A 23,264-nucleotide genomic window follows, 5' to 3' on the forward strand; every position below is an offset into this window, starting at 1 on the left:
GATGAAAACAAATTCCTTCACTGTTAAAGATTTGATTAATGCTGGTTTATTTTCACTCTTAGTTTTTATAGCTATTTTTGCTAGTGGCATGTTTGGGTTGATTCCGATTTTTATGCCATTCATTCCTTTTCTATGCGGGCTTTTTGCTGGTCCTGTCTTTATGCTTTACAGCACCAAGATTCACCGTTTTGGTATGGTTTTAATTATGGGAGTCATTATCGGACTTGTTTTTACTGTCACAGGTCACGGAATTTATATCCTACCAGGAATGACACTCTTGTCTTTAGTAGCTGAATACATTTTGAAAAAAGGTAGCTATGCTAGCGTAAATCACACGAAGTGGGCTTTTACCGTCTATTGTTTATCATTTGGTTTCAATATGATTCCGATTTATGTTTCTAGGGCTGCTTATGTGCAACGTTTGGTCGAAGAAGGCTATGGTCAAGCTTACGCTGATAAAATGATGAGTATCTTACCTTATTGGTCATTCTTCCCAGTTCTTGCCCTAGGAGCAGTAGGTGGTTACCTAGGAGCAACAATTGGTGTCAAGATGCTGAAAAAACATTTCCAAAAACTTGAAATGGCGTAAAATACAAAAAAATGAATGCAAACTTGGTCGCTTGGTGCGGCCAAGATGCATTTTGAGAGTGAATGAGATGAAGTTAGATTTTCGAACAAAATTACTAATGACAGTTGTCATTTCCTTTGTTTTGCTATTTGGCAATTTGCAAAGAAGCTACCCGATTATTGGTTTGATTGTAACCTTTTTGCCTTATGCTTTTTTACTGCTAGAAAGAAAAGTAAGCAAAGCCCTTAAGGGAGCAAGTTTAATGATTTTTGCTTTAGTATTGCAATACTATGCGGGCTTGCATGCGTTTAGCGGCATTGGAGCGTCTGTTGTGTTATTCTTTTCTATTATCGTTTTACGGATGGGACCAGGGCTTGCCATGGGAGAATACAGTCTTTTAACGACAACCATGAGCGACTTAGTAGCTTCTTTAAAGAAAATGAAGTGTCCAGATAGTTTAATTATTCCTTTATCAGTCATGTTTCGCTTTTTTTATACGGTAAAAGAAGATTATCGCCAAATCAAGGAAGCTATGTACTTGCAGGGTTTGGTGACTAGTCAATTCTTCCGTCAACCTTTACGCATGATTGAATACCGATTTGTTCCGCTTTTGATGTGTTTGTCTCGCACGGCAGATGATGTGGCTATTTCGGCAACAACCAGAGGTATGACAGTCGGTCAGGAACGTTCAAGTATTTCAAAGAGTCGCTTGAGATTACTTGATTATTTTTGGATGTTTGCCATGTTGACCATTTTAATCTTAATGATTTGGAGTTAAAACTATGCTAAAACTCAACCATTTTTCACTAACTTATGACCAGCCAATCTTAGAAGATATCAATTTAAGTTTTAAACCAGGTGAAATTACTGTTTTAACAGGAACATCTGGTTGTGGGAAAAGTAGTCTTTTAAAAGCAATTAACGGTGTCATCCCGTATTTTCAACCTGCTAAGTTATCTGGTGATATGACTTATGATGGAGAAAGTTTGCTTGATTTGGATATGGCTGAAAGAAGTCAAGTAGTGGCTAGTGTTTTTCAAAATCCTAAAACGCAATTTTATGCCGTTAATTCAACGGATGAAATGGCTTTTGCGCTTGAAAATCGCAATATTCCTGCCAAAGACATTTTTGATCGTATCAACTATTACACGGATTTATTAGAAATGCAGGATTTGCTTGACCGTGATATTTTTACTTTATCAGGTGGTGAAAAGCAATTACTTGCTATTACCAGCGTTGCTTGCATGGATAATGGCATTTATCTCTTTGATGAACCGTCGTCATCGTTGGACCGTGAGGCAATTTCTCGCTTTAAACGCGTTTTGATAAAGCTTAAAGAGCTTGGAAAAATCATTATCATTGCTGAACATAGACTTTATTATCTGAAAGACTTGATGGACCAGTTTGTCCTTATTTCTGACAATAAAGCGCATGTTTATCCCATTTCAGCGGTTAATGATGACTTGATTCAAGCGAAAAATTTGCGCGCATTGACAGAAATCAGCAAATCTGAGCTTATCAAGATTTGCTCGTACCAAAAACAATCAAAATACTCTTCAAATCAGGCAAATGGCAAGTTGATTTGTCAACGTTATAGCTATCAACACGACGACCAGCCAAAGAAAATTTTTGATTTCAATCTAGGTATCGATCAAGGCATTAACTTTATCATCGGGAAAAATGGTATCGGGAAAACAACTTTTTTAAGATGCCTATCGGGGTTAAATAAGAAATTCAAAGGAAAAACATACTACGATAAGAAACTCGTCAAACCAAGCTATAAATGGCTAAGTGAGGTCGTTCAAGATGTGAATTATCAGCTTTTTACCGAGTCTGTCTGGTCCGAAATCTCTCTAGTTAGTGATAGTGATCAAGCTAAAAAAGATGCTCTAACGCAGTTTGGCTTAATCAGCAAGCTAAATAGACATCCGCAAAGCTTATCTGGAGGCGAAAAACAACGTTTATTACTAGCTATGGCAAAAGCTTCCAATAAACCAATTATTGTCTTAGATGAGCCAACAAGCGGCTTATGTCATGGTCAAATGAACAAAATGATTGAAGACTTACAAGAAATGGCGAAAAATGGAAAAACGATTATCGTCGTGACGCACGATTATGAATTAATCAAGAATTGCAAAGGCAATATCATTGAGCTTGTCGAATAAAAAAATTCCCGCAGTTAAAAGCTGTGGGATTCTTTAATGTGTGAAAAAACGATAAATTCGCTTACAAATACTAAAAATCAAGTCTAAAAAGCCAAAATAGAAGGTATTTTTAGCAAATTTCATGACCAATGACACGAAGAAAAGACAAAAAAACGCCTAAAAACGGCATTTTAAAAGCTAAAAATGCGAAAAAAACGATAAAAAAACTTAAAGTAGGTAAGCTATAAAACCTAAAAAACAGATAAATCGTCAAAATTTTACCTTATAAAGATTTGCTAAAGACAATTTACCATTTATCCAGTGAAAATTTTTTCGAAAAAAATTTTGAGCATGAGAATAGGAAGAATAAGTAGTCAATAAAAACTAATGAGCAGAAAAACGCATAAAATCAAGTGTTTTTGACGATAATATAAATTTAATATAAATCAGCTCTTCCTAAAATTTTCTATAACATCTTTCCGAAAAACTGTAATTTTCTTGAAAAACAAATCAGTCTATGATAAACTACTATTATAAAGACATCTAGGGAGATTTTTAGATGAAACGTGAAAAATTACTCGAAAAAATTGATGAACTCAAAACAATCATGCCTTGGTATGTCCTAGACTATTACCAATCAAAACTTTCTGTACCATATAGTTTTACAACCTTGTATGAATACCTCAAGGAATATAGACGATTTTTCGAATGGATTCTCGAATCTGGTATTTCAAATGCCAATCAGATTGCTGATATTGATTTAAGCACTTTAGAGCATTTATCCAAAAAAGATATGGAATCCTTCGTTCTTTATCTACGTGAACGTCCTTCTTTAAATACTTATTCAACTAAGCAAGGGGTTTCACAAACCACTATCAACCGCACTCTTTCAGCACTTTCAAGCTTATTTAAATATCTGACAGAAGAGGTCGAGGACGAAAATGGTGACCCCTACTTCTATCGAAATGTCATGAAAAAGATTTCGACCAAGAAAAAGAAGGAAACCTTGGCTGCTCGTGCTGAAAACATTAAAGGAAAGCTCTTCTTGGGTGATGAAACAATGGCTTTTATCGAGTATATCGATAAAGAGTACCAAAATAAGCTCTCTCACCGTGCTCTCTCCTCCTTCCAGAAGAACAAGGAGCGAGATTTGGCAATTATCGCCCTTCTTCTTGCATCTGGTGTTCGTCTTTCTGAGGCTGTTAATCTTGATTTGAAGGATTTACATCTGAATATGATGGTTATCGAAGTCACTCGTAAAGGTGGTAAACGCGATTCAGTTAACGTTGCTTCTTTTGCTAAACCGTACCTTGAAGAGTATTTAAAAATTCGTGCACCTCGTTATAAAGCAGAAAAACAAGATCAAGCACTATTTTTAACAGAATACCGTGGTGTTCCAAATCGTATCGATGCTTCAAGTATTGAAAAATTGGTAGCCAAATACTCACAAGATTTCAAAGTACGTGTGACACCCCATAAACTTCGTCACACATTGGCAACCAGACTGTATGGCGCAACTAAATCACAAGTTTTGGTTAGTCACCAACTAGGGCATGCCAGCACTCAGGTTACTGACTTGTATACCCATATCGTTAATGATGAACAAAAAAATGCGCTTGATAAATTGTAAAAATGAATCTGGGCTAATTAATAGTCCAGATTTTTATATATAAAGAATTTTTAAAAGTTCTTAAAATGTGTATTTTACATAAATATTATTATGTCTTTTGAATTAAACTTCTAAGGGTTTAAAGTTACCAACGATTTTTCCGATGATTCTTGGATTTTCATCATAGGGAGCAAATTTGTCAGCATAATGTTTATTGAGAGAGACTAAACGTAATCCATCTTCTTCTCGATAAACTTTTTTGATGTAAGTTTGCCCATCCCAATCGACAGCGTAAATGGCTCCATCATAATCAAAGCCTGTTTGCTTAATGAGAACCACTTCACCATTTAAATAGGTTGGTTCCATTGAATCACCGAAAACCCAAGATGCAAAATCGTGGTCTAACTGCTCATCATAAAAGACTGTATCGTAATTGCCATCGCCAAAATAAGAGTAACCAGTACCTGCAGATAACTTTTCAAAAACCTTATAAGAGTAAAGTTTTGGTAATGGTTTAACAATTTCTTGCTCTTTTAGGAGATTTTCTGCGTAGTTCTCTAACTTTAAGCGATTATCTGGATTCAATTGTAGGTAAGTATTGACAATATCATGCTCAGAAAGAAAATACGTTTCATCAACTTTAAAAATCTGACTTAATTGTTCTAAATTTTTTTGATTTGGTTTTGTTTTACCATTCTCCCAATTAAAGTACGAAGCTCTTGATATCTGTAACTTTTTGGCTAAATCAGCTTGAGAATAGCCATTTTCTTGACGCAATGCTTTTAATTTTTCTCCAGAAAACATAGCTTCCTCCTTTTTGTGTTAGTTTATAAACTAACAATATTATAAAAGATATTCAGTAAAAAAGCAAGACTATTTCGTCTTGCTTAACGTTTTTTAGGTGTGATGTATACTTGCGTTCCCTGATCAATTTGGCTTTGAATCGTGATATCTAGATTAAGGCTATCTAGGACTTGTTTTGTCATATAAAGACCAAGACCTGTGGCTTTTTGATGTTCATGACCGTTAAAGCCTGTGAAACCTTCTTCAAAAATACGTGGTAAATCTTCTTCAAGTATGCCAATACCATCATCTGATATTTCAATACTAGCTTGAGAAATGCGGATGATGATTTTGCCGTTATCTTTCGAATACTTAATGGCATTGTCAATTATTTGTGTCAGTGCGAAGGTCACCCATTTTTTATCAGACTTGAGTTCCCAATCACCTGTCACCTCAACAGAGAGGTGTTTTAATAAACAAGGAATACGGTATTTTTTGATGATTGAGGTTGCGATATTTTTGACAGATAGTTTCTCAAATCGAAAATCGTCTTTATTTTGGCTGAATTTAAGATAATTTAACAAGGTATCTAAATAATTTTGTAGACGATTTAATTGCTGCTCCACTTCTTTTGGTTCAAGTTGATTTGTTTGAGCCATCAGTGAAAGGGCAGATAATGGGACCTTCATCTGATGCGACCACATTTTGATGAGATTCTGAGTATCTTCCATCTGTGTCTGAATAGCTAGAACATCGCTGGTATGCGCTTCTTTTTGTTTACAAATAATAGCTTTAAAGGCTTTTTCTGATGGGAGATTGAAGTCATCTAATTCTTTTACATAAATAAATTGTTGTAAAATTACTTGTTTCTTTTTAAATTTGAAGTACTGCCAAATGCTAATGAAAATTAGTATTGTGATACTAATACTAAAGCTTACTCTGAAGTAAGTTACTGGCAAGTGAAATAACATAAAGGTCAGGAAAAATGAAATGGTTAATATGGCATAGGTAAGGTACCAAATGCCGTATTCTTTAAAAAACTGTCGAATCATTTTAACAGATAACCTACTCCTCTCACGGTGTGAATGCGGTCAAATCCTAGCGGCTGTACTTTTTTGCGTAAGCGAGTCATGTTGACACTTAGGGTATTTTGGTCAATAAAACTCTCATTTTCCCACAGCTTTTCAAGCAAATCTTCTTTTGGAACCACTTGATTTTGGTGCTCGAATAAAATGCTAAGAATTTTATTTTCTGTTGGCGAGAGATTAATTTGTTTGCTGCCATTTGACAGGATTCCTTCACGGGATAATGAAAACTCATCGAGCTGATAATTATCGGAAGTGAATTGATAAGCTCTACGCAAAAAAGCAGATATCTTAGCATCTAAAATAGTCAATGAGAAGGGTTTAGAAATAAAATCGTCTCCTCCCATATTAAGTGCCATAACAGTATCCATTTCATCATCGCTGGATGAGATAAAGATGATTGGTAAAGTCATCGTTTTACGAATTTCTGTTGTCCAATAAAAACCATTGAAATAAGGCAAAGTGATATCCATCAAAATCAAATCAGGCTTAATTTCTTCGATTTCTTGCTTAATCGCACGAAAATTATTAACGCTAAAGACATCATAAACTTTGCTTAAATGCTGTTTTAATAGAGTTACAATGGTATTGTCATCTTCTACGATATAAATTTTTCCTTGTTTCATAGCTTCATTCTAACAAAAAATGGTCTTTACGACCATTTTTAGCTGAGTTTCTTATCAAAATATTTGTAGTTAGTCTTATTAAAGAAAGTAGTTTTTAGTAACTAACGATTGATGAGCTTATAATAAGTTCGGCTTGTTAGTTTATAGATAAAGAAGTAAATGATAATCAAGCATAGTATTGTAATACCACTTACAGTAACCATACTTGAACCAGCTACTCCAAAGAGTAAGAGCATTTGTTTTAGCATAGTTAAAGCGAAAACAAAATGTAAGATAGCAACGCCAAGTGGCATGAAGAAAACAAGTAATGTTTGTGAATTAACTGTTCGTTTCACTGCTTCTTTGCTCATTCCGACTTCTTGCAGGATTTTATAAGATTTTTTATCTTCAATTCCTTCTGTACGTTGTTTGTAGTAAATGATTAAGGCTGCACCAAGCAAGAAACTGAGTCCTAGTAAGAATCCTGTAAACAAGAAACCTCCAGTAATAGCATACATGTCATTCATAAAGGTTTTCTTAGTGTAAATATCACTTTGGATTTCACTGTTTTTATCTGATTTTAATCCGTCAGAGATTGTTGAAATGTCTTTAGTTGAAAGATCAGCATAAGCTGTAAAAGTACTTTGAAACATGAGATCATGTTGTTTGAAAAGCTCTAGCATTTCTTCCATAACCGCATTATTACTGAAAATAATAACACTCGGATTATAGGTATTTCCTAGTTCAGGAAACTTGAGATCTTTAAAGTTTTTGACGTTTTCAAATTTTTTATCAAACAATGTCAATGTTTCAAGTTGACTGTCTCCCTTTTGTTTGTAAAAAGCAATTTGATTGTCTTTTAATTTCGGAAGATCATTTCCGAGTTTTTGAATAGCGTCTTGAGTTGTTAAATAAAGAGCACCAAACGTATTGACATCGGGATGTTTGATTGAATCGTCATTAATAGCCATTACTTTTTCATTTGCAAGGGAAGCTGAAGACATGGCTGACTGATAAGTTATGTAATCACTGCTTGGCTTATCTAGTTTATCGACGATTTGATTTTGGAATTCTTCTTTAAATTCATCCTCAGAGATTATTCTAGAATCCTTCTCGACATAGCCATTATTAGAAAAGGTTATTTGTGTATTTTTAGGAAATAGAATATTGGCTTGATTTTGACCACTAACATATAAAGAAGTTGTTGTTGCGATGGTTACAAAAGTCATTGTAGCAAGCAAAGTGATATTGGCAAGACCAACGGCATTTTGCTTCATTCTGAAAATCATTTGTGCAGTTGTGACAAAGTGTTCTGGTTGGTAAAAATAGTTTTTATTCTTACGACGGCGTTTGAGATACCATGTCATAAAGCTGACGTAAAATAGGTAAGTCCCAATAATAACAAGCACTACTGCAATGAAGAAACGATAGACAACCACAAGCGCAGCTACTTTTGCAGAGGAAATAGACATGTAATAGCCAATACCTAGGCTGATAATACTTAGCAAAGCTAAAATTATATTTCCACGAGGTTCTTTTTCACCTTTTTCTTGACGTTTAAACAAAGCAAGTGGTGATGAACGATGAATAATAACCAGATTAATAACTTCTAGCAATACAAAGATAGCCGCAAAAGCAAAAGCAGCAAACATAAAGGCAAGTGGTGATAATGTCAAAACAAACTTATCATAATGTAAGAGATTAACAAAAATTAGGTAGAACAATTGTGAAAATATGGCTGATAAGATGCTACCAATTACGATAACACCTACAAACATAATAGCTAATTCAATTGTTGACACCAAACCGACCTGACGTCTATTCATCCCAAGGATATTGTAAAGACCGAATTCCCTACTTCTTTGCTTGAGCAAGAAATTATAACTATAAATCTCCATGATGACTGTAAAAATCATCAAAACAACAATAGCCAGCCCTAATACGGTGTTACTGTAACGCATGTCGTCTGATACTGGACTAAAGAGAATTAACAAGGTTGAACAGTCAAGGATAAAAAGGACTACACTGGCGAGTAAAAATGGGCCGAAAATATCAAGTGATTTTTTCAAATTTGACCAAGCTAGTTTAGCATAGAACATCTTATTCACCTCCTAAAAGGGCTGTCATGGCAAGTGAAATGTCTTTACTAAATTCTTGATTGGTTTTGTTACCACGGTAAATTTGGTGGAAAATACGACCATCTTTGATAAAAAGCACACGTTTAGCATGGCTTGCGGCGTTGGCTGAGTGAGTTACCATAAGTATTGTTTGGCCATAGCTGTTAATGTCTTCAAAAAGATTTAAGATATCTTCTGAATTACGATAGTCAAGCGCTGCGGTTGGTTCATCAGCCAAAAGAAGCTGCGGATTAGTAATTAAACTACGAGCAATGGCAACACGTTGTTTTTGACCACCAGATAATTCAAAAGGGCGTTTTTCAAGCAACTCTTCAATGTGTAATTTTGGAGCAAGTGTTGCAATACGTTTTTCCATTTCTTGATGATGAACTCGACCAAGAACTAAAGGCAAGAAGATATTGTCTTTAACAGACAAAGTGTCGAGCAAGTTGAAATCTTGAAAGACAAAGCCAAGATTTTTTAAACGAAATTCAGCCAATTGGCTTTCTTTGATTTTAGTGACTTCTTCACCATTTAGAATAACGGAACCTTTAGTAGGTTTTTCCAGTGTTGCTAGGATATTTAGCAATGTTGTTTTTCCTGAACCTGATTCCCCCATGATGGCGATGAATTCATTCTTATCTACTTTAAAGTCGACATCTTGCAAAGCACGTGTGACTTCTTTTGAAAAGCGTGTGCGAAAAACTTTCTCGAGGTGATTGATTTCCAGTAACATAATTTCTCCTTTTTTTCATTATACCCTTTCAAGCTCAGAAATGCTTAGTTAGTCTTTTACTTTTGAAAACTTTTTAGCGCTCTTTTAGCGGTCTTCTACCACTCCAGTACCAAAAAGCCAAGCTTGCTACTCCTACTATGATGATAAATAGAATACTTATCAGGCTATATAGTGCAACCATTTTAAGCACCTCCTTTTACTTTGTTATACGAAAGGCATATGAGATGATATAAACAATAGATCCCAGAAATAGCAATACAATCCAAATGAAAAAATGAATCCATAGGCTAAGATAGTGTTTAATTTCTTCTTTCATATACTGCTACTCCTTTCTTATTGACATCTTTAGTTTATCGGAAATCAGCTCTTTTTTTCTTACAGTTTTGGGGATGAAACCTTACAAAAATGTAAGAAAAACACAGAAGTATATTGGCTTCTGTGTTTTGTATTATCTTACAAGCTTTGTGCAATCTGTTTTAGGTAAGCATGACTTTCGAGCTGTTCAACTGGATTAGTTAAGTCTTTTAAGTTAATCTCGTAGATACTACTTGCTTTTTCGTTAAAGAGTGGCAAAGCTTTAGCCCAATCGATTTTTCCATGTCCGAGTGTCAGGCTATCATGGGTTTTACCTAGAGAATCTACTAAATGGTAATGAACAATATTATCTTTTAATGTTTTTAGAGATTTTTGCAAAGCTTTGTTGTCACCGTGAAGGTAAATAAAAGCATGTGAAACATCGTAAGCTAGTGGATAACCTTTTTCAGCAAGCAAGTGATCAAAATCAGGATTTCCATATGAATAGAGTTTTGAAATACCATTTTCAAACATGATATGGCCTTTGCCAATATGGCAAAAATGATCCATGCGAGAGAAAAGATACTGACGAGCATCCTCAATAGAATCAAATGGCTCCAGTAATTCAGCTTCTTCTAATTCATAAGATCCGTGGACAAGTACTTTGCAGTGATAAGTTTTAGCTAAATCAAGTAATTTTTGCGTTGAAAAATCAATAAAGTTAACCAATTCAGCATTATTTTTTGGATGAGCTACTAATTCCAAACGCTTTCCTTGGTATTTCATAGGGTGATGAAGAACAATAGTCTTTACACTACTTGATTTTACTTTCTTGATAGCTTCTTCTAGCTGTTTTACTCCATTAGTTGTAAAATCGGCTTCGCTTGTAAAAAATTCAAAAACATCTGGATGATATTTTAGACGGCTAGCTACTTGTTCAGGAGCACAACTAGCCTTTAATCCTAATTGAATCGGAAACATTTTGTCACCTCTTCTTTGATTAATAGGTTTAAACGTTAAGGTATTCTGCTAAGTCTTTCAAAGCACGTTCAGCAACTTTTTCGTAACGTTCTTTTTTGTCGCGGATACGTGGTCCTTCGAGTTCTTTAACGATACCAAAGTTAACGTTCATTGGTTGGAAATGTTTGCTTTCAGCATGAGTGATGTAGTGTGGTAAAGCACCGATAGCTGTTGTTTGAGGGAAAATAACAGGTTCTTCACCCTTGAAACGACGCACAGCATTGATACCAGCTACAAGACCTGATGCAGCAGATTCAACATAACCTTCAACACCAGTCATTTGACCAGCGAAGAAAAGATTTGGATTTTGACGTGTAGCAAATGTTTCTGTCAAAAGGTTTGGTGAATCCATGTATGAGTTACGGTGCATAACGCCGTAGCGGACAAATTCAGCATTTTCAAGACCTGGAATCATGCGGAAAACGCGTTTTTGTTCACCCCATTTAAGGTGTGTTTGGAAACCGACAATGTTAAATAAGCTACCAGCTGCATTATCTTGACGCAATTGAACAACGGCATAAGGCGTTTTAAATTCACCATCACGAGGTCCTTTGTAGTCTTCTGGGTATTCAAGACCAACTGGTTTCATTGGACCGTAAAGCATTGTTTTAATGCCTCGTTTGGCCATAACTTCGATAGGCATACATCCTTCAAAGTATTTTTCTTTTTCAAATGAATTTAATGGTGCTTCTTCAGCGTTGACAAGCGCTTCGTGGAAAGCCATGAATTCTTCTTTTGTCATTGGGCAGTTAAGGTAAGCAGCTTCCCCTTTGTCATAACGTGATTTAAGGTAAACTTTATCCATGTCGATAGAACTTTTATCAACAATTGGTGCTGCCGCATCGTAGAAATAGAAGCCGTCGCCGCCGTTTAATTCGTGGATTTTTGCAGCCAAGGCATCTGAAGTAAGTGGTCCACTAGCGATAACTGTAATAGCATCATCTGGGATTTCAGTGATTTCTTCGCGAATGACTTCGATAAGTGGGTGGTTTGTGACTTCGTCAGTTACCATTTGTGAGAATCCGTCACGGTCAACTGCAAGAGCGCCACCAGCAGGGACGCGCGTGCTTTCAGCAGCTTTCATGATAACAGAATCCAAACGGCGCATTTCTTCTTTCAAAAGACCGACCGCGTTTGTCAAACTGTCACCACGAAGCGAGTTTGAGCAGACGAGTTCAGCAAATTTATCAGTTTTATGCTGAGGTGTTGGTTTGACCCCACGCATTTCATAAAGTTTAACTGGAATACCGCGCTTAGCAATCTGATAAGCAGCCTCAGAACCAGCTAAACCAGCTCCAATAACGTTAATGTATGATGATTGAGACAATATACTAATACCTCCAAAAATGAGCTTAGAAAAGCCTAAAACTCATTTTCCAGATGTGGGAGTTTGCCCATATCTGAATCTTTCTATTTTTGATACCTGACTATCATAACATAAAATCAGTGAAATACAAATAAAATCTTGTAATTGTTTACGTAAGTAAAATTATGTAAAAATCAATAATTATCTTTTCTAATCATATTCTGATACTGTAAGTGAATGCCGATATGACCAATTCCTAAAATAATTGCTGCTAAGGCTAAAAAAGGATTCTTACCATAGATGGCTAGGCATAGAACTGCAAGCACTGGTAAACTTGCTCCTGCTACTGGTATTTTCAAAATAGGGGCGTAAAAATCAGTCATCCTTTTTGATCCCATAAAATAACGAATCCAAAAGATTTCATAAAGAAGCATGCAAAGACCAGCTGCTATCAGCCACCAATTCCAATTAGTCCAAGAACGCCAATTAAAATCAGAAAAGATAAGAACTAGACAGGTAACAAGCACTTCTCCAATACGTTCAAGTAGGGTTAAGTACTTATTTTCTTGGCACTGATAGTGGTCATAATCTTTTGGTTTATGTCGTGTCCAAATAAGATTTGGTACAGTTAGCAGTACTAAAAAGATCAATCCAACATAAGAAAAGCCAAAATGCATGATTATCCTCCCTAGAATATACAAATCCAAGCAGCTAATAGAACACTTAAGATACTAAATAATGAACCAATTAAATAATATTCTGCAAAAGCTGGGCTCTCTGAAATCTTATTATAACGTGCAATTGATTTTGCTGTGAAAACCAGACCGATTGAGGCGAATTGATTAAAGATAATACAAATACTCATCACAATACGTTCCAATAGTCCAATAGTTGCCCCAGCCCCTGCAATAGTATCCATTTTCTGATTATCGTGTGGTTGATATTTTTGAAAAAAGATTTTGAAGACAACATTCGTTGGTTTGGTGATTAAGACAAGAAATAAAATCATATTTAAAACTGGTCCTGTAACCTGGCTAGTTATCAAACTAGAATCTACTTGATAACGTGTTAACAAAACAATAATCACTAAATGTAAAATCTGATCAAGAAGGAAAGTTGCCATAGGATTTAACCGAAGCCAGTTAGCCACATTAGATTTTCCAAAATCAATAATCGAATGTGTCACTAAAATGACTAAACTAATCTTCCACAAACTTGGTAAAAAGAGAGTTACTATTGCCAAAGGAAAGGCAACACCTAAAAGGTGAATTAGAAGATATTTACTCTCCGTATTTTTACGATCTGCAACTGTTTGACTTTGTAGGTGAAAATCAGATAAAAAGTGACAGATTAAGAAAAGTGTCAAAATGGGATTTTGAATGAGATAGTGAGAAAGTCCAGTAATAGGCATTAAGCTAACTCCTCTCCATGATGTTTAAGGCATTTTAAAGCCGTTTTACGTGCGCGAAGGTAAACTTTGATATTACTGCTTTTAAGCCGTTTTGATAAGGCACTGGTCGTTAATTCTAATCGTTTAGCAAGCATTTGTTGGTCGAACTGCTCATCGTAAATTCCAAGCGCTAATAACTCTTTTAAGATAATTTCTTGACTTGCTCGCCAGTCTGATTTAATAGCTTCGCTGCTTGCAATCAAGGTATTAACAACGCTGACTTGATTCTCATCATCAAAAGAAACCGCAATTTGTGTATTGCCGTAGTCATTTTTTTGATGAATATAATTAATTGCTTTTCTAGCGTGCCAATAAGCTGGGCCATCAGCACCAATACTTTGTTCGGGATTGATGTCTGTTAGAATTTTTCCTATCCCAATTCCGAAACGTACCTGATAAGGTTGCATAGCAAGATTAATACGATCAATGATTTGAAATAAAGGGGCATCAAGCGTCAATAATCCTTGAAATTCATCTCCCAATGTAATAGATAATTTTGAAACCAATACTTCTTTAAATTCTGTATTCAAATCATTTAAGCAAGTTTCTAATATTTTTTGAACTTGGTATCGATTATCGATTTTCTTTGAATCAATAATGTCGCCAATTAATGCAAAATAATTCATAGGCCACCTCTCTTATAGGTCTATTATAACAGACTTATCAAAAAAAGTCCGTTATAACGGAAATTATTTAAAAAGTCTATTATAATGGCAATGAAAACTGACCTAAAAAAACCTCACAAAGAAAATTTGCAAGGTTTGAAAGATTTATTTAACTTTTGCTTCCTCGTAGTCACATTCTTCATTGCTGCAGACGACTTGTTTACCACCGCCACGAATTTTCTTCTCAACGAGGAATTGACCACATTTTGGACAAGAACGTCCGACTGGTTTGTCCCATGAAGTGAATTCACACTCAGGATATCGATCACAGCCATAGAAAAGACGATTACGTTTTGTTTTACGTTCAATCACTTGACCTTCGCCACAAATTGGACAAGTCACGCCAATTTCTTTTGTGATAGCTTTGGTATTGTGACATTCTGGGAAATTGCTACAAGCGTAGAATTTACCATAGCGTCCTAATTTGATTACCATTGGGTGTCCACAAACATCACAATCAAAGCCGGCAGGTTCATCTTTGATTTGAATTTTTTCAATCTCAGTTTCTGCTTTTGCCAATTCTTTTTCAAATGGCTTGTAGAAAGCATCGATGACTTTTTGCCATTGTTCTTTACCTTCTTCGACTTCATCAAGTTTACCTTCCATATCAGCAGTAAACTTGACATCAACGATATCAGGGAAGAATTCAACAATCAAGTTATTAACGATTTCACCCAATTCAGTTGGTTCGAAGCGTTTTGAAACCAAGCGAACGTAGTAACGTCTTTGGATAACATCAAGTGTTGGTGCATATGTTGATGGACGTCCAACACCGTTTTCTTCAAGCGTTTTGATTAATGTGGCTTCAGAATAACGTGCTGGTGGTTGAGTGAAGTGTTGTTCAGGATTTGTTGAAACTTTCTTAACAACATCGCCTTCAACCATGTCGGGCAACATTTTATTCTTATCAGAATCGTTGTAGACAGCCAAGTAACCGTCAAATTTGACTTTACTACCGTTAGCTGTGAAGCGAACGCCATTTTGCTCCAAGTTAACTTTCATGGTATCAAACACCGCAGCTGTCATTTGACTTGCGACAAATCGATTCCAAATCAATGTGTAGAGTTTCAATTGGTCTTTGTCTAAGTGTTTTGCGATAGATTCTGGTGTTAGGTTAACGTTTGATGGGCGAATAGCCTCGTGGGCATCTTGAGCACCTGAAGCATTTTTCACACGACTACCGTGTTTAGAGTAATTTTCACCGAAACGTTCTGTAATAAAGCCTGCAGCATCATTTTGCGCAACAGGGCTGATACGTGTAGAGTCGGTACGCATGTAAGTAATCAAACCTTGTGTACCACTCTTACCAAGACTAATCCCTTCGTACAACTGTTGAGCAACCATCATAGTTTTACGTGTACGGAAGTTGATTTTGTTAGCAGCATCTTGTTGAAGAGATGATGTTGTATATGGAAGTGGTGCGTTACGACGACGCTCTTTCTTTTCAACTTTTGCTACGTTAAACTCGTCACTTGTAAGTCGAGCAAGAACTGCTTGGACATCCTCGTTAGTGTTGAGTTTTAATTTTTTACCATCAATGCCATAAAAGGCTGCTTGGAATTTCTTAGTTCCTTTTTTGAAGAATCCATCAATTGTCCAGTATTCTTCAGGTTTAAAGTTTTTAATCTCATTTTCACGGTCGATAATGAGTTTTAATGCAACAGACTGAACACGACCTGCAGAAAGACCTTTTTTAACCTTTTTCCAAAGCAATGGTGAGATAGAATACCCAACAATACGGTCAAGAACACGACGGGCTTGTTGCGCATCTACCAAATCCATGTCAATCTGACGTGGTTCAACGAAGGCATTTTTAACAGCATCCTTAGTAATTTCATTGAAAACAACACGGTTTTTATCATTTTCGTCAAGTCCCAAAATGTGTGCCAAATGCCATGAAATAGCTTCTCCCTCACGGTCCGGGTCACTTGCGAGATAAACTTTTTTAGATTTTTTAGCCTCTTTTTTCAAATCATTAATTAGAGGACCTTTACCACGGATATTAATATACTGCGGTTCATAGTTGTTTTCAAAATCAATAGACATGCTTGATTTTTTCAAATCACGGATATGACCAACTGAAGCGACAACTTTGTAGTTGCGTCCTAGATATTTTTCAATGGTTTTTGCTTTAGCTGGTGATTCCACAATAACCAAGTTTTTCTTGGCAGCTGTTTTTTTCTTTGTTGTTTTTTTACTTGTCTTTTTAACAGCTGTTTGGGCTTTTGTAGTAGTCGTTGCCATAAGCTCACTTCCTATCAGTAATAAACTTATAACATGATACCCCGCTTTTTCCAAACTGTCAATAAAAAAGTTGTATTTAATAGAAAAAACTTGTTTACAATTGGTACTCTGAAAGGACGTCTAAGCCTGATGTGATGCACTTTGCGCCTTCTTTGATCAAATGATGACATCCGTCAGATTTTCCGTCTAAAATATTACCTGGAATGGCAAAAACGTCTCGTCCTTCTTCTAGGGCTCGCTCACAAGTAATTAAGCTGCCAGATCGCAATTTAGCTTCTGCTACAATGACGCCTTGGGATAACCCTGCGATAATGCGATTGCGTTCTGGAAAATGGTATTTTAGTGGCGCTTCTACTGCTGTGTACTCACTTAAAATCAAATGATTTTTTCCAAGGTAGTCCTGCAACTGCTTGTTTTCTTTGGGGTAATAGACGTCAAGACCACAACCAATAACTGCTATTGTCGCTCCGCCATTTTTTAGGGCTGAAATATGTGCGCTGGTATCGATTCCTCTAGCTAAGCCACTGACAATGACGAATTGATTTCCAAGTTCTTTGATAATTTTTTGAACGGACTTGGTTCCTGTCTGTGTGGCTGTGCGTGCTCCTACTACTGCCATTTTTGGACGATTGAGTAGCTCAATATTGCCTTGATAAAAAAGCAAAACAGGCGGATTATAAGAGTGTTTTAATTCCAGCGGATAGTCGTCATCTAGTATTGAAATACTAGGGTATTGGTTAAAGACTTTTCGCAAAGTTTTACTATCCAAATCTTTGTATTTTTCTATAAATAAAATAGGATTCTTACATTTGGACACAACTGCCATATCGCGCAAGGAAAGAGATTTATTCTCTCGCTTTTGATAATCTAAAATGGTTAGAATATTGAGATTTGTTAGTCCTGCTTGTTTTAATTTAAATAGTTCAAAATTATTCATTAGTCACCTCACTACTTTTCTATTCGAAAAAAAGTCCTATAACCATAGGACTTTGTGAGATTTTTTTGAGTTAATCTAATATTTTGATGATTTTAGCTGGATTTCCGGCGATAACCACATTATCTCCAAATGATTTGGTTACAACAGCGCCAGCACCAACGACGACATTATCACCTAAAGTGACACCTGGTAGAATGGTTACCCCACCACCAAGCCATACATTATCACCAATAGTTATTGGCGCTCCGTATTCCAAACCAGAAATACGTTCTTTTGCATCTAGTGGGTGAAGAGGAGTTAAAAACTGACAATTCGGACCAATCATAGCGTTGTCTCCAATGTGAATCTCGCAGACATCTAACATGGTACAGTTATAATTAGCGAAAAAGTTCTCACCAACGTAGATATTTGACCCGTAATCGCAGACAAAACGCTGCTCCATTAGCAAGTTATCGCCTGTGGAACCAAATAATGATTTGATAATTTCTTTACGTTTCTGACGGTCTTCTTCATTATTAAAGAGTGTGATTTGTTTACGGGCATGTAATCGCATGGCAAGTAGCTCACTGTCACCAGCATCATATAGCTGACCAGCTAGCATTTTTTCTTTTTCGCTTGTCATTTAGTTCTCCTTCAACATAGATTTAATTGGTTCAAATGTTTTACGGTGAATTGGTGTAATACCGTGTTCTTTAAGGCCTGCAAGATGGTCTTTAGTACCGTAACCGACATTTTTTTCAAATGCATAGCCAGGATACTCTTTGGCGTAATCCGCCATCATGCGGTCACGAGTGACTTTGGCAACGATAGAGGCTGCCGCAATTGATAAAGAATTAGCATCTCCTTTGATAAGTGATTGCTGTGGAATGTCAGTGTCTAAGTGCATGGCATCAATCAAAAGATAATCAGGTTTAGTCACTTGTCCCTTGATCTCGTCAATTGCTTGGAGCATACCAACTTTTGTCGCTTCATAAATGTTGATATCATCGATAACAGTATTATCAATCACACCAATACCAATTCCTAAAGCACGCGCAAGAACTTCTTCATAAATTTCTTCGTGATGTTTTTTAGGAATTTTCTTGGAATCATTAAGATGCTTGATTTTACAATTCTTAGGCAGAATAACGCAGGCAGTTACGACAGGACCCGCTAATGGCCCACGTCCTACTTCATCAATGCCTCCGATAGCTTCATAACCAGCTTGATAAAGTTCTTTTTCGTAGCGCAGCATTTTTTCAAGACGTAAATTTTCATCGATATCAGCTTGAATAGCCTTTTTACGCTGAATGATAGCCTTCTGAACACCTGCTCTGCTATCTTCTTCATAGACTTTCCAGCGCGCATCGTCAAGACTATCAATCTCAGCTAAGGCTTCTTTGATTTCTTTAACGGTCGCCATTTTCAACATCTCCTACAATGTCTAATGTGTAGCGCCCGAGTTTACCTTCGCGAACATCTTTGACAAAAAGAGCGTAGAAACGATCATAGTCATCACGAAAACCAAGTTTTTGTGTCATAGCCATGATAATTTCTGGTGCTTCTTCTTCCAAGTCAATGCCTTTATAACGTTCAATCAAACGTTCTGGGTAATGTTCTTTGAAGAAATTAAGTCCAAAGATAGTTACTTCGTCCATTGGTAAGAGTTGGTCTTTGATGGCTCCAGTAAGAGCAAGTTTTAGACCAACCACTTCGTCTTCGAATTTTGGCCAAAGAATCCCTGGGGTGTCAAGAATTTCCAAATCTTTATTAGATTTAAGCCACTGTTGTCCTTTTGTGACACCAGGTTTATTTCCGACAACGGCGATTTTCTTACCAGCTAAGCGGTTCATAAGAGTTGATTTACCTGCATTTGGAATACCGATAATCATCGTACGAAGAGTTTCTTTTTGAATACCACGTTCACGCAATTTAGCTAATTTGTCAGCCATTAAAGATTTAGCTGCTTCTGTAACTAATTTTACAGTTGCTTGTTCTTTTGAGTTGACAGCAAGAGTTTTAATTCCTTGGCTTTCAAAATAACGACGCCATTCTTTTGTACGATTGCTATCAGCCAAATCAGCTTTATTTAAAATCATAAGTTTTGGTTTATCACCAACGATTTTAGTTAGCATTGGATTTTGACTTGATAGTGGCAAACGCGCATCGACCAAAATAGTCACGAAATCTACGTGTTTAATATTTTCTTGCACTTGTCTACGAGCTTTAGACATGTGACCTGGGAACCATTGAATAGTAGCCATTAAGATATTTATCCTTTCATAGTAAGCTTTATTTGCTTGTGTTTGATACTCTATTTATCTTGTTTTATTAAGATTTTTAAAATCTTAAACCACGTTCTATTATACCATAAAGTCAATTCTTGACTATCTCTTAGCAAGACGATACAATAAAATCACATAGGAAAAAGCTTTCAATCAAGGAGATTCAAATGGACGATTACAAAGGAATGACAAGTAAAACGTATCTTTCAGAGCGTTTAGAGCAAGCGATTAAAAGCTATGATAAGAAAGCTCGTTTTCATCGTGCTTGGTTTATCGTGTTTAAAGTCATTCAAATCATTACTTTAGCTTTAATCCCGATTTTAGCTACTTTACCAATTCCTTGCTTTAAATTGTTGGCAGTGATTATTGCTTCTTTAGTTCTCGTTCTCGAAGCTCTCATTGCACTTTCAAGTCATAAAGATAAATGGCAACTTTATCAAGAAACTTCAAAAACGCTCGCTTCAGAAAAATTTGCCTTTGAGACTAAAGCTGGCATCTATCAGGAAAAATCAGATGATGAACGTTTTTCACTCTTGGTTGAACGCTGTGAAGTGATTATTAAGTATCGCAATTAATTAAAAGAACCCCGTGTTTTTAGAAACATGGGGTCTATTTTTTCTTTTGTAGTGAAATTAGTATTGGAATACTAGTAAGCGTTAGGTAATATAAAACATAAAACCATTTGTGACTTTGACCAAGCATAACGTAACTCATGATTAAATAAAAAGCACAGTATCCTAGCCATAATTTTGCTGTCGTTTTAGGGTGATTTCTTATAAACGAATTGACTCTTTTAATCAATAATCTGATATTCCTTTTCAAATGTTTTTTGAGCAATAATACGGCGATTGGTAATATCGATATAATCGCCCAAGTATGCCAATTCATACATACCGTAGCCAGCAAATCCGCCACCTAGGCTTCCAATCGCTCCTGTTTTAAGGTTTTTAACTGTCGATGGCTTTAAACCAGCCGTTAAAACACGAAGGTGGTTATCTAACCAGCAAAAATATCTTTTTGCAAAAGCTTCTTTTACCCAGTCAGGACTATTTCGATTATCTTTGCTGACTTGCCAAACATCTGCAACTTTTCCCTTATAAGTAGCTTTCATTTTTTCTCCTTTTTTATTTCCCTTTTTATGATTTGCTAAAAGATTACAGTAACTATCAGTTTCACTAGGACGATGATACTTAGAGACTTTTGAATATTAGATTTAAGTTTTCTAGGCCACTTCATTAATCGCGTGATAGCTAGACAAATGCTTAAAAAACTTAAATAACTAACTATTGTTATCAATTGTTGCATCTAATTTACCCCAAAGTAATACTTCTATCCTCTATTTTACCAGATTAATCACTAAAAAAACGACCATGTCGTAAACAGTCGTTTTTTCGTCGTGAACGGTTATTTTTTAATGGAAAGAATGACTTCTGCTCCACCTATACTAGGATTTGAAATTCTTAAACCTCCATGATGTTTTTCAGCTACGCCTTTCGCAAAAGATAGTCCAATACCATAGTGTTTTCCGCTTCTGCTATTATGTTCAGTGAAGAAAAATTTTGCGGCATTTTTAAGAGCTTCATCTGAAAATGGTTGACCATCATTCCAAATGGAGAATATGAGATGACTATCATCTTCTGAAATGCTAAGGCGAATTTTTCCTTTTGGGGCATGTTGAGTAGCGTTTACTAGGATATTAATCAGTGCACGTTTAAGATTTAAGCTATTTGCTAAAAAAGAATCGGTAGCACAGGTATTTCTCATCTTGAAATCAATTGCATTTGGTTTTAGAATATCTTCAATTTTTACCGATAAATCAGCTAAAAAAGGCTTTAAGAATAGCTTTTCTTTATGGTCGTTATCGCTTAATTGACGACTATAGTTAAGCATTGCATTGAAATAGTTTTCAAATACTAAAAGGCTATTATTGATTGATGTTAGAAAACTCGTTTGTTGTTCGTTAAGTGGTGTCATTTCAAGCAGTTCGATATTTCCCTTAATGACCGTTAACGGAGTTTTGACATCGTGAGCTAAGGCAGCGATTTGAAAAGATAAATCTTTCTTTTCGCTTCTTTCTCTTTCAATCAGTTCAGCTAATTCATCACTTTTTTGTGCTAAAACAGTTAAGGTGTCATCAAATTCCGCAATTCTAGAATGCTCTAGGAAATCTGAGTGAGACTTAGTTCCCATATTTTGAGTTGATTTTTGGATAGCATAAAAATTTGAAGTGAATTCTTTGAGCAGTCTTGTGATTGCAAAAATAAGGACCAGCAAAAAGCCGATGATAAAGATGATGTAAGTCAGCGTATTGTACGAAATTGAGCGAAGCGCATGATTTGAAAACTCTGGTATGCTAGATTGTCGGACAACTAAAACGTAGTGCGAATTTTGGGCAAGGTAATAGGTAACCCCATTTTCGTTTAAGTTTTTTCTCTCTTTAAAAGCTTTTTGGTAATACATCAAATCCTCAGGAACGTTTGTTTGCTTAATGACCTTTCCGGTTTGATCATACAAAACGTAGTCATAAGGTGTTTTCGTCATTTCCTTGACAATCTTATCCTTAGAGACCTTATCTGAAAGACTAATATTTAGCTGATTGCTGAGAGTGATTTGTTTCGTATAGGCAAGGACACTTGTTAAGGTTAAAATCAAACAGATAACAAGGACGATTCCGACAATCACTTCAATGACGGTTTGAAAAATGCGTTGTTTTAATGTTTTAATCTTTTTTGCTTTAATCATGCCACTGATATCCCACTCCTCGAACTGTTTTTATAGGATTAATGTCATAGAGAGAAAATTTTTGACGAATTTGATAAACATATTCTGAAATAGATCTAAAAAGAGTATCCGAATCATCGTTATATACGCTTTCGTAGATATTTTCACGTGTAAAAACTTTTTTAGGCTGGCTAGACAAGAGCTCTAGAATATGGTATTCACGACTGGTTAGAGGAACGCGTTCACCATTAATGTAAATGCTTTTTTCCTGCAAGTAAAATGTCATTGTAGAAAATTCACGTTTAAATTCTTGAAAGTCTTTTTTTGCCTGCTTAGAGCGTTCTTCCCTTTTTAAATGTGCTTCTACTTTTGCGACTAGTTGTTTAATACTAAATGGTTTGGTGATGTAGTCATCACCTCCGAGTTTGAGACCAGAAATGATATCTTCTTCGCTATCTTTAGCACTAACAAAGATAATTGGTGTTGCAATACGATGGCGAATTTCTTGGCAAAGAGCCATACCATCCACATTTGGCATCATAACATCGAGTAAAATTAAGTCAAATCCCATAAAATCATTGATATCAATAGGAGAGTTTACCCCTTGATAAGTTGTTACAGCGTAATTTTGCATTTCAAAAATATTAGTCATTAGTTTTAAAATCTCAAAATCGTCGTCCACAACTAAAATTTTGTACACTTTTGTCACCTCAATT

At 35.8% G+C, this 23,264-nt stretch carries 23 protein-coding genes; 5 read left to right on the forward strand and 18 right to left on the reverse strand.

Annotated elements, in window-relative coordinates:
• Position 1 precedes the first annotated feature (1 nt).
• From BMX18_RS00125 to xerS, 4 genes are all read left to right on the forward strand, one after another.
• A complete protein-coding gene (locus BMX18_RS00125; RefSeq protein WP_074867501.1) occupies positions 2–589 on the forward strand; it encodes an MptD family putative ECF transporter S component in 588 nt (195 codons plus the stop codon).
• A 67-nt stretch (positions 590–656) separates the two neighbouring features.
• Positions 657–1,346, forward strand: coding sequence for an energy-coupling factor transporter transmembrane component T (locus BMX18_RS00130; RefSeq protein ID WP_039696913.1), 690 nt, complete (start codon positions 657–659; stop codon positions 1,344–1,346).
• A gap of 4 nt (positions 1,347–1,350) precedes the next feature.
• Positions 1,351–2,733, forward strand: coding sequence for an ATP-binding cassette domain-containing protein (locus tag BMX18_RS00135; protein WP_093814493.1), 1,383 nt, complete (start codon positions 1,351–1,353; stop codon positions 2,731–2,733).
• A gap of 538 nt (positions 2,734–3,271) precedes the next feature.
• On the forward strand, positions 3,272–4,342 hold the full coding sequence (gene xerS, locus BMX18_RS00140; protein ID WP_093814495.1) for a tyrosine recombinase XerS: 1,071 nt from the start codon (positions 3,272–3,274) through the stop codon (positions 4,340–4,342).
• Between the two features lie 102 nt (positions 4,343–4,444).
• Here xerS and BMX18_RS00145 read toward each other — a convergent pair whose 3' ends face one another.
• The 15 genes from BMX18_RS00145 to ylqF all read right to left on the reverse strand — a co-directional run bounded on the left by BMX18_RS00145 (position 4,445) and on the right by ylqF (position 19,806).
• Positions 4,445–5,125 carry a LexA family transcriptional regulator gene (locus tag BMX18_RS00145; RefSeq protein ID WP_093814497.1) on the reverse strand — a complete coding sequence of 227 codons (681 nt, stop codon included), beginning with the start codon at positions 5,123–5,125 and terminating at the stop codon, positions 4,445–4,447.
• An 83-nt stretch (positions 5,126–5,208) separates the two neighbouring features.
• Positions 5,209–6,156 carry a sensor histidine kinase gene (locus BMX18_RS00150; protein ID WP_093814499.1) on the reverse strand — a complete coding sequence of 316 codons (948 nt, stop codon included), beginning with the start codon at positions 6,154–6,156 and terminating at the stop codon, positions 5,209–5,211.
• Positions 6,153–6,815 (reverse strand): DNA-binding response regulator, encoded by a 663-nt coding sequence (locus BMX18_RS00155; RefSeq protein WP_093814501.1) that lies wholly within the window; start codon positions 6,813–6,815, stop codon positions 6,153–6,155. The genes BMX18_RS00150 and BMX18_RS00155 overlap by 4 nt, the downstream gene beginning before the upstream one ends.
• Positions 6,816–6,916: 101 nt before the next feature.
• Entirely contained in the window at positions 6,917–8,893 is a 1,977-nt protein-coding gene (locus tag BMX18_RS00160; protein WP_093814503.1) for an FtsX-like permease family protein, read from the reverse strand.
• Position 8,894: 1 nt separating this feature from the next.
• Positions 8,895–9,647, reverse strand: a complete 753-nt coding sequence (locus tag BMX18_RS00165; protein WP_039696908.1) for an ABC transporter ATP-binding protein — start codon at positions 9,645–9,647, stop codon at positions 8,895–8,897.
• Between the two features lie 453 nt (positions 9,648–10,100).
• Complete coding sequence (locus BMX18_RS00170) at positions 10,101–10,922, reverse strand: TIM barrel protein (protein WP_093814505.1); 822 nt, start codon at positions 10,920–10,922, stop codon at positions 10,101–10,103.
• 28 nt (positions 10,923–10,950) lie between these two features.
• A complete protein-coding gene (gene trmFO / locus BMX18_RS00175; RefSeq protein WP_093814507.1) occupies positions 10,951–12,288 on the reverse strand; it encodes a methylenetetrahydrofolate--tRNA-(uracil(54)-C(5))-methyltransferase (FADH(2)-oxidizing) TrmFO in 1,338 nt (445 codons plus the stop codon).
• Between the two features lie 173 nt (positions 12,289–12,461).
• Entirely contained in the window at positions 12,462–12,944 is a 483-nt protein-coding gene (locus tag BMX18_RS00180; RefSeq protein WP_093814509.1) for a hypothetical protein, read from the reverse strand.
• Between the two features lie 11 nt (positions 12,945–12,955).
• Positions 12,956–13,678 carry a DUF3307 domain-containing protein gene (locus tag BMX18_RS00185; protein WP_093814511.1) on the reverse strand — a complete coding sequence of 241 codons (723 nt, stop codon included), beginning with the start codon at positions 13,676–13,678 and terminating at the stop codon, positions 12,956–12,958.
• Positions 13,678–14,343 (reverse strand): SatD family protein, encoded by a 666-nt coding sequence (locus BMX18_RS00190; protein WP_093814513.1) that lies wholly within the window; start codon positions 14,341–14,343, stop codon positions 13,678–13,680. The genes BMX18_RS00185 and BMX18_RS00190 overlap by 1 nt, the downstream gene beginning before the upstream one ends.
• Positions 14,344–14,487: 144 nt before the next feature.
• Positions 14,488–16,626 carry a type I DNA topoisomerase gene (gene topA / locus BMX18_RS00195; RefSeq protein ID WP_074601924.1) on the reverse strand — a complete coding sequence of 713 codons (2,139 nt, stop codon included), beginning with the start codon at positions 16,624–16,626 and terminating at the stop codon, positions 14,488–14,490.
• A gap of 94 nt (positions 16,627–16,720) precedes the next feature.
• Complete coding sequence (dprA, locus tag BMX18_RS00200; RefSeq protein ID WP_093814515.1) at positions 16,721–17,563, reverse strand: DNA-processing protein DprA; 843 nt, start codon at positions 17,561–17,563, stop codon at positions 16,721–16,723.
• Positions 17,564–17,633: 70 nt separating this feature from the next.
• A complete protein-coding gene (locus BMX18_RS00205) occupies positions 17,634–18,185 on the reverse strand; it encodes a sugar O-acetyltransferase (RefSeq protein ID WP_039696902.1) in 552 nt (183 codons plus the stop codon).
• Positions 18,186–18,965, reverse strand: a complete 780-nt coding sequence (locus BMX18_RS00210; protein WP_093814517.1) for a ribonuclease HII — start codon at positions 18,963–18,965, stop codon at positions 18,186–18,188.
• Positions 18,952–19,806 carry a ribosome biogenesis GTPase YlqF gene (gene ylqF / locus BMX18_RS00215; RefSeq protein WP_039696900.1) on the reverse strand — a complete coding sequence of 285 codons (855 nt, stop codon included), beginning with the start codon at positions 19,804–19,806 and terminating at the stop codon, positions 18,952–18,954. Before ylqF ends, BMX18_RS00210 begins: the two co-directional genes overlap by 14 nt.
• A gap of 188 nt (positions 19,807–19,994) precedes the next feature.
• Here ylqF and BMX18_RS00220 point away from each other — a divergent pair, with 188 nt between their 5' ends.
• The gene (locus tag BMX18_RS00220) at positions 19,995–20,402 is read left to right on the forward strand and encodes a DUF4231 domain-containing protein (RefSeq protein WP_093814519.1); all 408 of its coding nucleotides are present in this window, start codon (positions 19,995–19,997) and stop codon (positions 20,400–20,402) included.
• Between the two features lie 218 nt (positions 20,403–20,620).
• Here BMX18_RS00220 and BMX18_RS00225 read toward each other — a convergent pair whose 3' ends face one another.
• The 3 genes from BMX18_RS00225 to BMX18_RS00235 all read right to left on the reverse strand — a co-directional run bounded on the left by BMX18_RS00225 (position 20,621) and on the right by BMX18_RS00235 (position 23,248).
• Positions 20,621–20,938 (reverse strand): hypothetical protein, encoded by a 318-nt coding sequence (locus tag BMX18_RS00225; protein ID WP_039696897.1) that lies wholly within the window; start codon positions 20,936–20,938, stop codon positions 20,621–20,623.
• 293 nt (positions 20,939–21,231) lie between these two features.
• Positions 21,232–22,569 carry a sensor histidine kinase gene (locus tag BMX18_RS00230; protein WP_093814521.1) on the reverse strand — a complete coding sequence of 446 codons (1,338 nt, stop codon included), beginning with the start codon at positions 22,567–22,569 and terminating at the stop codon, positions 21,232–21,234.
• Positions 22,562–23,248 (reverse strand): response regulator transcription factor, encoded by a 687-nt coding sequence (locus BMX18_RS00235; RefSeq protein WP_093814523.1) that lies wholly within the window; start codon positions 23,246–23,248, stop codon positions 22,562–22,564. The genes BMX18_RS00230 and BMX18_RS00235 overlap by 8 nt, the downstream gene beginning before the upstream one ends.
• Positions 23,249–23,264: the final 16 nt, after the last annotated feature.

This window comes from Streptococcus sp. 45 (genome assembly GCF_900108865.1).
Taxonomy (GTDB): Bacteria; Bacillota; Bacilli; order Lactobacillales; family Streptococcaceae; genus Streptococcus; species Streptococcus ruminicola.

What these genes read in the sequence shown, in the direction of transcription:
- BMX18_RS00125 (WP_074867501.1), top strand. Translation starts at nt 2, where the DNA reads ATGAAAACAAATTCCTTCACTGTTAAAGATTTGATTAATGCTGGTTTA.
- BMX18_RS00130 (WP_039696913.1), top strand. Translation starts at nt 657, where the DNA reads ATGAAGTTAGATTTTCGAACAAAATTACTAATGACAGTTGTCATTTCC.
- BMX18_RS00135 (WP_093814493.1), top strand. Translation starts at nt 1,351, where the DNA reads ATGCTAAAACTCAACCATTTTTCACTAACTTATGACCAGCCAATCTTA.
- xerS (WP_093814495.1), top strand. Translation starts at nt 3,272, where the DNA reads ATGAAACGTGAAAAATTACTCGAAAAAATTGATGAACTCAAAACAATC.
- BMX18_RS00145 (WP_093814497.1), bottom strand. Translation starts at nt 5,125, where the DNA reads ATGTTTTCTGGAGAAAAATTAAAAGCATTGCGTCAAGAAAATGGCTAT.
- BMX18_RS00150 (WP_093814499.1), bottom strand. Translation starts at nt 6,156, where the DNA reads ATGATTCGACAGTTTTTTAAAGAATACGGCATTTGGTACCTTACCTAT.
- BMX18_RS00155 (WP_093814501.1), bottom strand. Translation starts at nt 6,815, where the DNA reads ATGAAACAAGGAAAAATTTATATCGTAGAAGATGACAATACCATTGTA.
- BMX18_RS00160 (WP_093814503.1), bottom strand. Translation starts at nt 8,893, where the DNA reads ATGTTCTATGCTAAACTAGCTTGGTCAAATTTGAAAAAATCACTTGAT.
- BMX18_RS00165 (WP_039696908.1), bottom strand. Translation starts at nt 9,647, where the DNA reads ATGTTACTGGAAATCAATCACCTCGAGAAAGTTTTTCGCACACGCTTT.
- BMX18_RS00170 (WP_093814505.1), bottom strand. Translation starts at nt 10,922, where the DNA reads ATGTTTCCGATTCAATTAGGATTAAAGGCTAGTTGTGCTCCTGAACAA.
- BMX18_RS00180 (WP_093814509.1), bottom strand. Translation starts at nt 12,944, where the DNA reads ATGCATTTTGGCTTTTCTTATGTTGGATTGATCTTTTTAGTACTGCTA.
- BMX18_RS00185 (WP_093814511.1), bottom strand. Translation starts at nt 13,678, where the DNA reads ATGCCTATTACTGGACTTTCTCACTATCTCATTCAAAATCCCATTTTG.
- BMX18_RS00190 (WP_093814513.1), bottom strand. Translation starts at nt 14,343, where the DNA reads ATGAATTATTTTGCATTAATTGGCGACATTATTGATTCAAAGAAAATC.
- topA (WP_074601924.1), bottom strand. Translation starts at nt 16,626, where the DNA reads ATGGCAACGACTACTACAAAAGCCCAAACAGCTGTTAAAAAGACAAGT.
- dprA (WP_093814515.1), bottom strand. Translation starts at nt 17,563, where the DNA reads ATGAATAATTTTGAACTATTTAAATTAAAACAAGCAGGACTAACAAAT.
- BMX18_RS00205 (WP_039696902.1), bottom strand. Translation starts at nt 18,185, where the DNA reads ATGACAAGCGAAAAAGAAAAAATGCTAGCTGGTCAGCTATATGATGCT.
- BMX18_RS00210 (WP_093814517.1), bottom strand. Translation starts at nt 18,965, where the DNA reads ATGGCGACCGTTAAAGAAATCAAAGAAGCCTTAGCTGAGATTGATAGT.
- ylqF (WP_039696900.1), bottom strand. Translation starts at nt 19,806, where the DNA reads ATGGCTACTATTCAATGGTTCCCAGGTCACATGTCTAAAGCTCGTAGA.
- BMX18_RS00220 (WP_093814519.1), top strand. Translation starts at nt 19,995, where the DNA reads ATGGACGATTACAAAGGAATGACAAGTAAAACGTATCTTTCAGAGCGT.
- BMX18_RS00225 (WP_039696897.1), bottom strand. Translation starts at nt 20,938, where the DNA reads ATGAAAGCTACTTATAAGGGAAAAGTTGCAGATGTTTGGCAAGTCAGC.
- BMX18_RS00230 (WP_093814521.1), bottom strand. Translation starts at nt 22,569, where the DNA reads ATGATTAAAGCAAAAAAGATTAAAACATTAAAACAACGCATTTTTCAA.